At 58.6% G+C, this 11,863-nt stretch carries 15 protein-coding genes; 4 read left to right on the forward strand and 11 right to left on the reverse strand.

Annotation, left to right across the window (positions count from 1 at the left end; translation table 11 throughout):
- Positions 1–5: 5 nt before the first annotated feature.
- Entirely contained in the window at positions 6–482 is a 477-nt protein-coding gene (locus I9185_RS16350) for a class I SAM-dependent methyltransferase (RefSeq protein WP_152457128.1), read from the forward strand.
- On the opposite strand, the gene I9185_RS16355 is transcribed toward I9185_RS16350, so the two are convergent.
- Positions 483–1,625 carry an alpha-D-ribose 1-methylphosphonate 5-triphosphate diphosphatase gene (locus I9185_RS16355; protein ID WP_210093590.1) on the reverse strand — a complete coding sequence of 381 codons (1,143 nt, stop codon included), beginning with the start codon at positions 1,623–1,625 and terminating at the stop codon, positions 483–485.
- A 52-nt stretch (positions 1,626–1,677) separates the two neighbouring features.
- Between I9185_RS16355 and I9185_RS16360 the strand changes: the two genes are divergently transcribed.
- On the forward strand, positions 1,678–2,361 hold the full coding sequence (locus I9185_RS16360) for a DUF1045 domain-containing protein (RefSeq protein WP_210093575.1): 684 nt from the start codon (positions 1,678–1,680) through the stop codon (positions 2,359–2,361).
- Here the strand turns inward: I9185_RS16360 and I9185_RS16365 are convergent.
- From I9185_RS16365 to phnG, 8 genes are read right to left on the reverse strand one after another with little or no spacing between them, the layout of a single operon-like run.
- Positions 2,343–2,891, reverse strand: coding sequence for a phosphonate metabolism protein/1,5-bisphosphokinase (PRPP-forming) PhnN (locus I9185_RS16365; protein WP_171724509.1), 549 nt, complete (start codon positions 2,889–2,891; stop codon positions 2,343–2,345). The two genes, I9185_RS16360 and I9185_RS16365, sit on opposite strands and share 19 nt — an antisense overlap.
- Entirely contained in the window at positions 2,888–3,571 is a 684-nt protein-coding gene (gene phnL, locus I9185_RS16370; protein ID WP_171724510.1) for a phosphonate C-P lyase system protein PhnL, read from the reverse strand. Before phnL ends, I9185_RS16365 begins: the two co-directional genes overlap by 4 nt.
- A gap of 22 nt (positions 3,572–3,593) precedes the next feature.
- Complete coding sequence (gene phnK / locus I9185_RS16375; protein ID WP_210093576.1) at positions 3,594–4,364, reverse strand: phosphonate C-P lyase system protein PhnK; 771 nt, start codon at positions 4,362–4,364, stop codon at positions 3,594–3,596.
- A complete protein-coding gene (locus tag I9185_RS16380) occupies positions 4,361–5,221 on the reverse strand; it encodes an alpha-D-ribose 1-methylphosphonate 5-phosphate C-P-lyase PhnJ (RefSeq protein ID WP_210093577.1) in 861 nt (286 codons plus the stop codon). Before I9185_RS16380 ends, phnK begins: the two co-directional genes overlap by 4 nt.
- Positions 5,218–5,814 (reverse strand): HAD family phosphatase, encoded by a 597-nt coding sequence (locus I9185_RS16385; protein ID WP_210093578.1) that lies wholly within the window; start codon positions 5,812–5,814, stop codon positions 5,218–5,220. Before I9185_RS16385 ends, I9185_RS16380 begins: the two co-directional genes overlap by 4 nt.
- Positions 5,811–6,899: a carbon-phosphorus lyase complex subunit PhnI gene (locus I9185_RS16390; RefSeq protein WP_210093579.1), complete on the reverse strand. Its 1,089-nt coding sequence runs from the start codon at positions 6,897–6,899 to the stop codon at positions 5,811–5,813. The genes I9185_RS16385 and I9185_RS16390 overlap by 4 nt, the downstream gene beginning before the upstream one ends.
- 3 nt (positions 6,900–6,902) lie before the next feature.
- Entirely contained in the window at positions 6,903–7,478 is a 576-nt protein-coding gene (gene phnH, locus I9185_RS16395) for a phosphonate C-P lyase system protein PhnH (protein WP_210093580.1), read from the reverse strand.
- The gene (gene phnG / locus I9185_RS16400; RefSeq protein WP_210093581.1) at positions 7,478–7,936 is read right to left on the reverse strand and encodes a phosphonate C-P lyase system protein PhnG; all 459 of its coding nucleotides are present in this window, start codon (positions 7,934–7,936) and stop codon (positions 7,478–7,480) included. Before phnG ends, phnH begins: the two co-directional genes overlap by 1 nt.
- Before the next feature lie 103 nt (positions 7,937–8,039).
- Here phnG and phnF point away from each other — a divergent pair, with 103 nt between their 5' ends.
- Together phnF and rpe are read left to right on the forward strand one after the other, a co-directional pair.
- The gene (gene phnF / locus I9185_RS16405) at positions 8,040–8,759 is read left to right on the forward strand and encodes a phosphonate metabolism transcriptional regulator PhnF (protein ID WP_210093582.1); all 720 of its coding nucleotides are present in this window, start codon (positions 8,040–8,042) and stop codon (positions 8,757–8,759) included.
- Positions 8,760–8,919: 160 nt separating this feature from the next.
- Complete coding sequence (gene rpe / locus I9185_RS16410; protein ID WP_210093583.1) at positions 8,920–9,612, forward strand: ribulose-phosphate 3-epimerase; 693 nt, start codon at positions 8,920–8,922, stop codon at positions 9,610–9,612.
- Between the two features lie 403 nt (positions 9,613–10,015).
- Here the strand turns inward: rpe and I9185_RS16415 are convergent, their stop codons facing one another.
- Both I9185_RS16415 and I9185_RS16420 read right to left on the reverse strand, forming a co-directional pair.
- Positions 10,016–11,065 (reverse strand): hypothetical protein, encoded by a 1,050-nt coding sequence (locus tag I9185_RS16415; protein ID WP_210093584.1) that lies wholly within the window; start codon positions 11,063–11,065, stop codon positions 10,016–10,018.
- Between the two features lie 115 nt (positions 11,066–11,180).
- A partial coding sequence (locus tag I9185_RS16420) for an EF-Tu/IF-2/RF-3 family GTPase (RefSeq protein ID WP_245223606.1) occupies positions 11,181–11,863 on the reverse strand: 683 nt, incomplete at its 5' end.

Below are 11,863 nucleotides of genomic sequence, written 5' to 3' on the forward strand. Positions count from 1 at the left end.
TCACCATGAGCCGATTGGATTCCATGCTGCGCCGACTGACGGCCCAACGCGACGGATTGAACTGGGCGGCCGAGCGGATCAGTGGCCAGCCGGGGGATGTGCTGGATATGGGCCTGGGCAATGGCCGCACCTATGACCACCTGCGTGAAATCCTGCCAGAGCGCCGGATCTGGGTGATGGATCGGGTCCTGCAATGCCATCCGGACAGCACCCCCCCGGCCGAGGATTTCCTGCAAGGTGAGGCTGAACCGATGCTGCTCAGACTGGCGGCCGACGGGCATAGGATCGCGCTGGCGCATTACGATTTCGGACGCGGCATCAAGCACGAGGACGTCGCCGAAGCAGAGCGTCTCAGCCCGCTGATCGCGAAAGTCATGCAGCCCGGAGGGTTGTTGATTTCAGGTCAGCCCCTGGTCGGCTTTGCCCAGATCCAGGGGCCCAAGACAATCGCCCCGGACCGTTACCTGTTCTACACGGCCTGATCACGCCACGCGTCGACCGCGCACCCAGACCGAACTCGGGACGGGTACACCCGCGCGCATCCGGAAGCGGATGACATCGGCGCGGGCGTCGGCGCGCAACTCGCCCCGCTCCTCCAACCCTGCCGCCCGAGCCGGGGCCAGCGTTACCGTCTTCATCCCCCGCGCCATGTCGCCCCAGATCTCGCCCAGCCTAACCGCTGAAAGCAACAAGGCCGACGGCACATAATCCGAAGACAGGATATCCAGATGCCCAAGCTGAGCCAGCTCGTGGGCAGCAACATTGCCTGAATGCGACCCCCCGCGGATTATGTTCGGCGCGCCCATCATGACAAGAATTTCGTTCTTGTGGCAGGCGCGTGCCGCTTCGACGGTTGTGGGGAATTCGGCCAGACGGATGCCGTGACCTGCGGACACTTTCACCTGATCTTCAGTCGTGTCGTCATGGCTGGCCAATACTGCTCCGAAACGGCGGGCAGCTTTGACAGCTTCGACCTCGTGCAGTGCGCCATTGCGATCTCGAAGCCCTTTCAATTGCGCCACGTGCTGAAGGAACGTGTCATCATCCATGGCATATTTGCCCTTCAGAAAGGTCTCCAGCTTGCCCATATCGCGAAACTGACGCTGACCGGGTGTGTGATCCATTATGGACACAATGCCAACCCTGTCTTCCGGTCCAAATTCGCTCAGCTCTTCAACCAGAGTTTCCGAACACACCTCGGCCCGCAAGTGCAGAAAGTGGCTGATCTTGAGCGCATCCTGTTCGTGCAGATCCCACAGCTCCTGCGACAGGCCACGGGCGTATTCCCCATACCGCCGCGCGCCCGACGGGATCGATCCAACCCGCATGGCATCGAACACTGTCGTGATCCCGGCGCCGGCCAATTCCGCATCATGCGCAAGAATTGCGGCGGCATGGGGCCAGTTCACCTGTGGGCGCGGTTGAATGTGACGTTCAAGGTTGTCCGTGTGCAACTCGACAAGGCCGGGGCTGACATAGTCGCCTTCGCAATCTATCGCGCCCGCGGGAACCCCGTTTCCGGTGTCGATTTCAGCGATGGCCTCACCCACAATCCGGACACTGCCGGTTACGGTTTCATTCGGCAATACAAGCGTGGCATTGGCAAGGATCAACTCTTCTGTCATCTGAACTTCACGCATGTTGAGACCGAGGAAGGCCACGCAAGAGGAGGCCGACATGACATTCACGCGATACGCGATCTATTTTGCGCCGCCTGCGGGAAAGGAATGGGCGAAATTTGCAACCAGTTGGCTGGGTTGGGACATGGAGGCGGGAAAGCCGGTTGCCCATCCGATTGTCGAAGGCATCGACGTTGCCGCTGTCACGGAAGTACCGCGCAAGTACGGGCTGCACGCGACACTGAAGCCACCGTTCAGACTGCGCGACGGCAAAACGTTCGAAGCCCTGCAAGAGGCGTGCAGGTCGCTCGCCTCCCGCCAACCACCTGTGTCGCTGGATGGCCTCGAGATCGCCCGGTTTGGGCGCTTTCTGACCCTGCGTCCGTTGGGTGAGACGCGGGCACTGAATGCGCTTGCCGCGGCCTGTGTTCGGGAACTGGACAGCTTTCGTGCGCCTACCTCCAAGGCCGAACTGGCCCGCCGTCGCGCCGCCGGGTTGACCCCAGAGCAAGACGCCAACCTGGTTCAGTGGGGCTATCCTTACGTACTGGACGCGTTCCGCTTTCACATCACGCTGAGCGGCAAGCTGGACAAACCAACCCTGAGAGCAACTCGGAACGCGCTGCAAACCGATCTGGTCCCACTGCTGCCGCAGCCCTTCCAGATCACGGATCTGGCCCTTACGGGCGAGGCTGAGGACGGGCGCTTCTACCTTATCCATCGCTACGGGCTTTCCGGTTGAAGGTGCGACAGGATTTCGGCAACCGTATCTTCCATCGCACCGGAGTTGTCGAATTCCAGGACCTGATTCAAACCGTTGGGCAAAGACGTTTGGGCCCGGTCCAGACGCCGCGTCTGTTCCGCCTTGCTTTCCCGCCCTCTTAAGGACAAGCGTTCGGACAGAACCTCGGGCTTGGCCGTCAGGGAAATCACGATCAGATCACCAAACACCTCCTGCGCCTCAAGCAACACCGTTCGTGACAGGTTGACCAGAACGGCCACGGCCACCTGCCGCTGCCGCGTGATCGTCTTTGGCACACCGTAATATAGCCCATGCGCATGCCAACTCAGCGCAAACGCACCAACCCGTTCCATTCGCTGAAATGTATCGACCGAGACCCGGTCGAAATCTTCGCCGTCTTCGCCTTCGGGACGGGTAATCACCCGCCGCTGCCGCTGAACACCCGGCGCCCGGACCACCAACGCGTTCATTACGCTGTCCTTTCCGACCCCCGAAGGACCCACGACCGCTATGATCGGAGCAAGCGTCATGCAGCCATCCCCGGCGTGAAGTCCGAGACATCGACCTCGCGATCGCAGACCCGTTCGCGTGCGTCGAGATCGTGAAAAATCCCGACAATCGTCACGCCCTTGTTCTTTGTCTCTTCGATCAGGGACAAAACCGTTTCCCGGTTCTGCGCATCCAAGCTTGCGGTCGGTTCATCCAACAGCATTGCCGGATATTCATGCGCAAAGCCCCGCGCAATGTTCACTCTCTGCTTTTCGCCGCCCGAGAAAGTCGTCGGGCTGAGGGTCCACAGACGTTCGGGAATATTCAGCCGTTTCAGCAATCCGGCTGCCCTGTCCATTGCCACTTGCCTGTCACAGCCCGCTGCCAGCAGCGGCTCTGCCACAACGTCCAGCGTCGGCACCCGAGGCACGACCCGCAGGAACTGGCTGACATAGCCCAACGTGTCACGACGCAGCAACAGGATCTGCCGCGGTTCAGCCCGGGCCACGTCCAACCCTGCGACCAGCACCTGACCAGTGGCCGCCAGATAGTTGCCGTAGATCACCCGCATCAGCGTGGATTTGCCTGCACCCGACGGCCCGGTCAGGGCGACGCACTCACCCGGTTCCACTTTCAGAGACGCGCCTTTTACCACCGGGATCGCGGCGCCGCCCTGATTGTGCAGGGTGAAGCTTTTGCTGACATCGACAAGTTCAATCATCGCTTCATCTTTCCCCAAAGCCTCAAACCTGCAAAACGCTGGACACCAGCAACTGCGTATAGGCATGTTGCGGGTCGTCCAGTACCTGATCCGTCAGCCCGGCCTCGACCACGCGACCGCTTTTCATCACCATCAACCGATCCGCCAGCAGACGCACCACGGCAAGATCATGGGTGACGATGATCGCACTCAACCTCATCTCACGCACAAGTCCGCGCAACAAATCCAGTAAACGCGCCTGTACCGACACATCCAGACCACCGGTCGGTTCGTCCATGAACACCAGCCGAGGACCTGTCACCAGATTGCGCGCGATCTGCAAACGCTGCTGCATCCCGCCCGAAAACGCGCTTGGGCGGTCATCGACGCGGCTCTCGTCAATCTCGACCCGGCCCAACCAGTCAATGGCCTTGCCCCGAATGCTGCCATAGTGGCGTCCGCCGACGGCCATCAGCCGCTCGCCAATGTTGCCTCCGGCGCTGACAGACATCCGCAACCCGTCGCGCGCATGTTGATGGACAAAGGCCCAATCGGTGCGGCTCAGCATCCGGCGCTCTGGCTCGGACATTGTGACCGTATCGACCGGGCCGTCTGCACGGGTATCAAAGATCACCTGCCCGGCATCCGGCTTCAGAAGGCCGGCCATACAGTTGAGCAAGGTCGACTTGCCCGACCCACTTTCACCAACGATTCCCATTACTTCTCCGGGGAAGAGATCAAAATTCACATCCGCGCATCCGATCCGGCGGCCATAGCTTTTTTCAATGCCTTTGATTTGCAACAGAGGGGTCATTGCGCGTTCTTTCCGGCCAATTGGCCTGCATGCCCCGCCTCACGCCGTGACCGGCAGTAATCCGTGTCAGAACAGACAAACATCCGGTTGCCCGCGTCATCCATGATAACCTCGTCCAGATAGCTGTCTTCGGCCCCGCACAGATCGCAGGGATGATCGGCCTTGGTGGCCTCGAACGGATAATCCTCGAAATCGAGGCTCACGACTTTGGTATGCGGAGGCACCGCATAAATACGCTGCTCGCGCCCGGCTCCAAACAGCTGGATCGCGTCCATCTCAAGCTTTGGATTGTCGAATTTCGGAATCGGGGACGGGTCCATGACATAGCGTCCAGCCACGTTCACCGGATAGGCATAAGCGGTCGAAATTGCCCCATGCTGGCTGATATCCTCGTACAGTTTCACATGCATCAGCCCGTATTCCTCAAGACTGTGCATCTTGCGCGTCTCAGTCTCGCGCGGTTCCAAAAAGCGCAGAGGTTCGGGAATCGGCACCTGATAAACGATGATCTGATCTTCGCGCAGTTTTGCTTCGGGGATGCGGTGGCGGGTCTGAATGATTGTGGCCTGTTCCGTCTTTTCCGTGGTGGCGACCCCTGCGGTGTTTTCAAAGAACTTGCGGATGGATACGGCGTTGGTCGTGTCGTCTGCGCCCTGATCGATCACCTTGAACGTATCCTCGGGCGTCAACGTCGCGGCTGAAACCTGTACGCCCCCGGTACCCCAGCCATAGGGCATCGGCATCTCGCGGCTGGCAAACGGCACCTGATACCCCGGTATGGCCAGACCTTTGAGGATCGCCCGCCGGATCATCCGCTTGGTTTGTTCGTTCAGATAGGCGAAGTTGTACGCGCTCATAAGCAGCCTCTTTCTGCAAGAGCGCGTTCAAGCGCGTGCGGCGCGGTGAAGTGGATCCCATCCATGCCCACCGCACGCGCGCCTTCGACATTGTGCAGCCCGTCATCGATGAAAATGCAGTTCTCGGGTGAAAGCCTGGCCCGCTTGCACAACAGATGGAAAATCTCTGGCTGAGGCTTCAAGAGCTTCTCCTGCCCCGACACGACGGTGACACCAAACACTTCGCCCAATTCGGGATGTGCCCCCACGCCGACAGGCCAGGTTTCCGCTGACCAATTGGTGATCGCATGAACCGGAGTGCCTTTCTCTTTCAGGCGGTAAAGCAGGCGCCAGCTTCCCTCGATCTTTTGCGGAACGGTTCTGGCATAACGTTCCACGTAAACACTGAGGCGCTGCCGATCTTCCGCATTTTCCAGTTCAGCGGCCAGATCGGCGAACATCTCTCCTCCATCGGCCCGCAGGTTGCGTTCGGGGAAATTGATGCGCGTCAGGAACTCTGCCACCGCCTCGCGGCTGCCCATCTCCTCCAGCCATGCCAGATGCGGATCCCACTTGACCAGAACGTTTCCGATATCAAAAACGACGGCTTTCATTCCACGGCCTCCTCTGACATGCGCTCTTGGGCCTTTCGGCGCAGTTTGCGGACCAGTTCCAGCTCGGACTGGAAATCGACATAATGCGGCAGCTTGATATGTTCGAGAAAGCCGGTAGCCTGAATGTTGTCCGCATGGCTCAGAACAAATTCTTCATCCTGCGCGGGCGCGCCCACGTTGTCTTCACCCAACTCTTCCCACCGCAAGGCCCGATCGACCAGCGCCATCGCGATGGACTTTCGTTCAGACTGGCCAAAGACCAGCCCATAGCCCCGCGTGAACTGTGGCGGTTCCGTTTTCGAACCGGTGAACTGGTTCACCGTCTCACATTCGGTCAGCTCGACCTCGCCGATATCGATGGCAAAGCCCAGCTCGGGGATGTCCAGCTCAACCACGACCTTGCCGATACGCAATTCTCCGACAAAGGCGTGGTTGCGGGCGTAACCGCGCTGGGTCGAATAAGCCATGCCCAGCACAAATCCCTCGTCCCCACGGGTCAGCGACTGAAGGCGCGCCGGGCGGGTGGACGGGAACTCCATCGGTTCACGGGTCAGATCGCCCGGAACGTCATCGCGGGCCGGTTCATCCTGAATGATACCCTCATCCTTCAGGAATGCGGTAACATGTGGCGTTGATTCCAGCCGCACAGGGCCTTCAGGCGCCTTTGGAACTTCGCTCTCGGCCGCCAGCTTGAAGTCCAGCAATCGGTGGGTGTAGTCGAAGGTTGGCCCCAGAACCTGACCACCGGGGGCATCTTTGAACGTGGCCGAGATCCGGCGATCACAGGCCATGTCGCCGGTTTTGACGGGGTTGGAATAGCCGAAACGAGGCAGGGTCGTGCGGTAAGCGCGGACGAGGAAAATCGCCTCGATCAGATCGCCGCGCGCCTGTTTGATTGCCAGCGCAGCAAGGTCGGGATCGTATAACGACCCCTCAGCCATGACCCGGTTCACCGCAAGGCCCAACTGTTCACGGATCTGCGCGAAGCTCAGTTCCGCGACATCTGTCGCACCGCGGCGTTCTTCGGCAAGCCACGCATGGGCGTTTTCGATAGCTTTTTCGCCCCCTTTGACAGCGACATACATGGCTTACCCCCTGGACCTGATTTGCGTGCTACGCGGCAGGGCCGCGACCGCCTCACCGCAGGTGAAGAAAAAATCACACCCCAAAGGGTAAAGCAGCGCATTGTTCTGAAGAGCCGGAACATCCGGCAGAGAAAGCCGCGCCGTGTGCCGGATGCCGGGGCCGCTCAGAACCGCTCCGTTCTGCTCCAGCCGCTTGCATTCCACAACAAGTGTCGCGGACCGGTCCGGGTATTCCGGCGTCCCGATACAATAGGTGTTGAGCGGCGCCAGTGCATCCCACGTACCAAGGGCAAAATCAGCCTCTTCCGCCGCCACTATCGGTGCACCCGTGTGAAAGGTCAGCCATTCGCGCACCACATCGGTGTCGGCTTCACCCGCCAGATGAACGTTTGTCTCGGCGTCGCAAAGCGTCAGGAGCAGCGTGCCAGCCGCGACGGACAAGGGCGCAGGTGGTGCGCAGCCAGTCAGGGTGCGGAGTTCACCCGGGCGTGCCATGGCGGTCATGGCCGCGCGGAATGCATGTGCCGCGTCGACAGGTGCGTCTTGAAAGCCCCCCGAGTACCGCATTTGAACAGGCATCAGTCTTCCCCCCGAGCCAGCGTGAAAAACTCGACCTTGGTGGCCGCTGCCTTTGCGGCGCGCGCTGTCTTGATCGACTGCATTTGCAGCCTCAGCGGATCAAGCAGCCGTTCCTGCAAATCACCAGCAGCGGCCGTCTGCATCATCGCATCAATCAATGCCGCCGCTTCTGCTTTGGATTTCGACCTGCCCTGAACATATCCGTGACCGACCGTACCATCCTGCAACACGACCGAGCAGCGCGTAACGGTCATTTCACCCAGGTTGAACAAAGCGCCGGTTCCTCCTATGCGGCCACGCACCATGACACCACCCACTTCGGGCCTGCGCAGCCATTCGAAACTCGGGCAGTCCTGAATGCCGTCCCACAGCGCCATTAGGGCAGTGTCCGGCGCGCGCGCCAGCAGACCCATCCATTCCTTCCGTGCCTTGATCCCGATTTTCGTCTGGTTTGCCATCAAAGCCTCTTGGATAGGTTGTCTACATGAACTATACAACTAGACAAATGTTAACCGACAGGTTGTCAAAACGCAATCTGCGACCGTTTGAAGGTTTGGTGGAATGAGCAAAACGCCGATCTGGAAAAGTATTGCCCTGCGCCTGACCTCGGACATCGCCGAGGGGCGCTATCAAACCGGAGATCGCCTGCCGACCGAAACCCAGCTGGCCGCCACCCATGGCGTCAACCGCCACACGGTACGGCGCGCTTTGGCTGACATGTCTGATCAGGGGCTGGTGCACGCTCGGCGCGGTGCGGGCGTTTTTGTTGCGGCACGGCCAACGGATTATCCGATCGGCAAAAGGGTGCGCTATCACAAGAACATCTCGGCCAGCGGCAAGATACCGGGTAAGAAAATCCTGGCTTTGACCACGCGCGTCGCCGATGAAGCCGAAGCCGAAGCTCTGGGCCTTAACAAGGGTGATCCAGTGCACGTCTATGACGGATTATCCCTGGCGGACGGGCAGCCCATAGCCCTGTTTCAAAGCGTTTTCCCCGCGGAACGATTTCCGGATATCTTGCAGACATTGACCGAAACCCAATCCGTCACCAAAGCGCTGCAAGCCTGCGGCATCAGGGATTACGTCCGCGTCTCGACTCGCCTGACCGCGCGCGGGGCGACCGCAACGCAGGCGCTACAACTTCAATTGTCAGAAGGTGCTCCTGTTCTCTTTTCGGTCGGCGTCAATGCCGACCCGGATGGACGGCCAGTCGAGTACGGCCGCACGGTTTTCGCGGGTGAGCGTGTAACGCTGACCCTGAACGAGGCATCAGCGAACTAGGATTCTCAGCCGCATCCGACCTCCGGGCCGAGGTCTCAACCCATTGGGTCAGATGCCACGCGGCAAGAGTTTTGTGGCGGCACAGCGTTTGCGGGGGCTATCCATCCCACCGGCTCAGGGGTATACGCATCCGCGACTCTTCAGCTGATACGAGGCCACCATGAGCTTTGACCGCACCATCAAGATCGCGCCGTCTATCCTGTCCGCCGATTTCGCCAATTTTGGGCAGGAAATTCAGGCCATCGAAGCGCAGGGCGCCGACTGGGTTCATGTTGACGTGATGGATGGCCATTTCGTTCCAAACCTGACCTTTGGCCCTCCGGCCGTGAAAGCCTTTCGCCCGCATGTGAAAACGGTGATGGACGTTCACCTGATGATCACGCCGGTCGATCCCTACATCCAGGCCTATGCCGATGCCGGAGCGGACATTCTGACCGCACATGTCGAAGCCGGCCCCCACACCCATCGCACCTTGCAGGCCATTCGCGGCGCCGGAATGAAAGCCGGCGTTGCCCTGAACCCCGGCACCCCAGCCGAAGCGGTCGAGCATCTGCTGGACCTCACGGATCTGGTTTGCGTGATGACCGTGAACCCCGGCTTTGGGGGCCAGAAATTCATCGACATGACTGGCAAGGTTAAAAAACTGCGTCAGATGATCGGTGATCGTCCAGTGCATATCGAGATTGACGGTGGCGTCGACCCGAATACCGCCCCGCTGGTGGCCGCGGCGGGTGCGGATGTGCTGGTGGCCGGATCGGCGGTGTTCAAGGGCGGATCGGTGGATCAGCCGGAGGTTTATGGTGAGAACATCCGGGCTGTTCGGGCGGCGGCTAACGAGGCGGCGTCGAAATGATCGACCGTACGAATTTCGATCACAGCGCGTTCTCACTTAACCGTTTGAACGGGTGAAACGTTCGGGCACCCAAGTTTCGTTCTCACTCCCTATGCTCAGATTATTTCGATCTACACACCCAAAAAGCACCCACGAGCAGAGAAACAACAAGGGGCGCCCGGTTAGGCGCCCCTTGTTGTCTAGAAGCTGTGAAAGGACCCCCCTTCAATCAGCCGCCGTGTTTGGTCGCATTAGCCGACTTTCGCCCGCCCGCAACGCTCCGAATTCAGCAACCAGTGCCACCTCCGGGCATCAGGTTTTTCCGAACAGAAATCATACACGAACCCTCCTTTGCAAACAACTTAAGTCTGAGCTGCAAACTTGCAAACATTATGACAAAAATGTGTCAAAACTGCCATAATCTTTAGTCGCTTGCCTGCATCCTCTCCTCATGGGTAGCCATATCCTCTGACCGGGTCAACTGCTTTGGCTCTTCATGCCCGCCCATGGAAGCCCACCACAGATATACCCCGTTACCCCTGAGCAAAGGTTCGCTCATCTCAACCCTCACGCCATAATCATCCTTGTCAACGGCAGTGAACTCATCGTTCGGGTGAATGGTGGTAACATGCAAATCAAACTCACGCGGGTCGTAGCTGATCTTAACGTCCAAGTGTGAACAAGTGTCTAACGACTGCCAGATTTCCGAGTCGGTGGTCCGTTTGCGTAAATGAAACCCCAGCACAACTTTCATAGTTTGATCTGGGCTCAACTTTTTCACCAGCTTAAAGTTGGTGTATTCGACAGTATCTTCTGCTTCTTCATCCGCGGCTTGTATGTCTTCAGTAGACAGGTGTTCGCCGTCAACAATGACCTTATAAAAGCCTTTCTGTACAAACGGCGGCGGGGCATCCCCAAGCTCTTTCTCTATGTAAAACTTGATGTCAAAGGGCTTCTTTTCGCGCGACACGTTGCGAATTTCATATTCAAACTCGCCCCTTATCAGGACCCATCCCTTTTTTACTTCCTCAAAATGATAGTCTATTCTCTGATAGTCTTTCACGAACGGGCTCTGAAAGATGTTCTTTTCGATGCTCAAGAAAATGTCCTTGGGAAGCCTGACCGAGTAGATGTAGTCGAAGATGTTCTTGTTGAGAATCTTCTCTCTATTCAAAAGCTCTCCTTCAAATTCCTCTCTACGCTCCATCACCTCCTTTTCGTGCGCATCCCTTGCGCGCACTTCCAGCGTCGCAAGAACAATCCAGGCGATAACAAACGCGAAGCCAAGTTCTGTGATCCCGGCATAGACGACCTTCCAGAACAACGTGGATGGCTCATATTTGAGCAAAAGGAATAGGCCGAGGAAAGAAACAAGAAAACCAACAGCAAGCGGCCACTTAGCTGCCTCGGCTATTCCCCTAAACCAATCATCTTTTTGAACTATCCCGGGTTGTTCATTGCTATCGCCTGACATGTAACCTCACTTAAATTGAAAAGACTTCATCTCTCAACTTCTAGCACCATTCGGGAAAAACAAAAAAGGGCGTCCCGAAGGACGCCCTTTCCGTCTGATCATTCGCTTGCGCGAATTATTCAATAATTTTCGACACGACGCCGGCGCCGACGGTGCGGCCGCCTTCGCGGATCGCGAAACGCAGGCCGTTTTCCATCGCGATGGGCGCGATCAGTTCAACGCCGAACGACACGTTGTCGCCGGGCATGACCATCTCGGTGCCTTCGGCCAGGGTCACGGTGCCGGTCACGTCCGTCGTACGGAAGTAGAACTGCGGACGGTAGTTCGCGAAGAACGGAGTGTGACGGCCGCCCTCTTCCTTGGTCAGGATATAGGCTTCGGCTTCGAACTTGGTGTGCGGAGTCACCGAACCCGGCTTGCACAGAACCTGGCCACGCTCAACGCCGTCACGGTCAACACCACGCAGCAGCGCGCCGATGTTGTCGCCTGCTTCGCCGCGGTCCAGCAGCTTGCGGAACATTTCAACGCCGGTGCAGGTGGTCTTGGTGGTGTCGCGGATGCCGACGATTTCGATCTCGTCGCCAACGTTGATCACGCCACGCTCGACACGGCCCGTAACAACAGTACCACGGCCCGAGATCGAGAACACGTCTTCGATCGGCATCAGGAACGGCTGGTCAACGGCACGCTCAGGGGTGTCGATATATTCATCAACAGCCGCCATCAGTTCGCGGATCTTGTTCTCGCCGATTTCCGGGTTGTTGCCTTCCATCGCGGCCAGAGCCGAACCTGCGATGA

It is taken from the genome of Ruegeria sp. HKCCSP346, from assembly GCF_017872595.1.
GTDB lineage: Bacteria > Pseudomonadota > Alphaproteobacteria > Rhodobacterales > Rhodobacteraceae > Ruegeria.

Bases quoted from the DNA above. Each gene is read 5' to 3' on its own strand.
- phnH (WP_210093580.1), bottom strand. From the start codon at position 7,478: ATGCCTGTTCAAATGCGGTACTCGGGGGGCTTTCAAGACGCACCTGTC.
- rpe (WP_210093583.1), top strand. From the start codon at position 8,920: ATGAGCTTTGACCGCACCATCAAGATCGCGCCGTCTATCCTGTCCGCC.
- phnK (WP_210093576.1), bottom strand. From the start codon at position 4,364: ATGACCCCTCTGTTGCAAATCAAAGGCATTGAAAAAAGCTATGGCCGC.
- phnF (WP_210093582.1), top strand. From the start codon at position 8,040: ATGAGCAAAACGCCGATCTGGAAAAGTATTGCCCTGCGCCTGACCTCG.
- I9185_RS16385 (WP_210093578.1), bottom strand. From the start codon at position 5,814: ATGAAAGCCGTCGTTTTTGATATCGGAAACGTTCTGGTCAAGTGGGAT.
- I9185_RS16360 (WP_210093575.1), top strand. From the start codon at position 1,678: ATGACATTCACGCGATACGCGATCTATTTTGCGCCGCCTGCGGGAAAG.
- phnG (WP_210093581.1), bottom strand. From the start codon at position 7,936: ATGGCAAACCAGACGAAAATCGGGATCAAGGCACGGAAGGAATGGATG.
- phnL (WP_171724510.1), bottom strand. From the start codon at position 3,571: ATGATTGAACTTGTCGATGTCAGCAAAAGCTTCACCCTGCACAATCAG.
- I9185_RS16355 (WP_210093590.1), bottom strand. From the start codon at position 1,625: ATGACAGAAGAGTTGATCCTTGCCAATGCCACGCTTGTATTGCCGAAT.
- I9185_RS16365 (WP_171724509.1), bottom strand. From the start codon at position 2,891: ATGACGCTTGCTCCGATCATAGCGGTCGTGGGTCCTTCGGGGGTCGGA.
- I9185_RS16350 (WP_152457128.1), top strand. From the start codon at position 6: ATGAGCCGATTGGATTCCATGCTGCGCCGACTGACGGCCCAACGCGAC.
- I9185_RS16415 (WP_210093584.1), bottom strand. From the start codon at position 11,065: ATGTCAGGCGATAGCAATGAACAACCCGGGATAGTTCAAAAAGATGAT.
- I9185_RS16390 (WP_210093579.1), bottom strand. From the start codon at position 6,899: ATGTATGTCGCTGTCAAAGGGGGCGAAAAAGCTATCGAAAACGCCCAT.
- I9185_RS16380 (WP_210093577.1), bottom strand. From the start codon at position 5,221: ATGAGCGCGTACAACTTCGCCTATCTGAACGAACAAACCAAGCGGATG.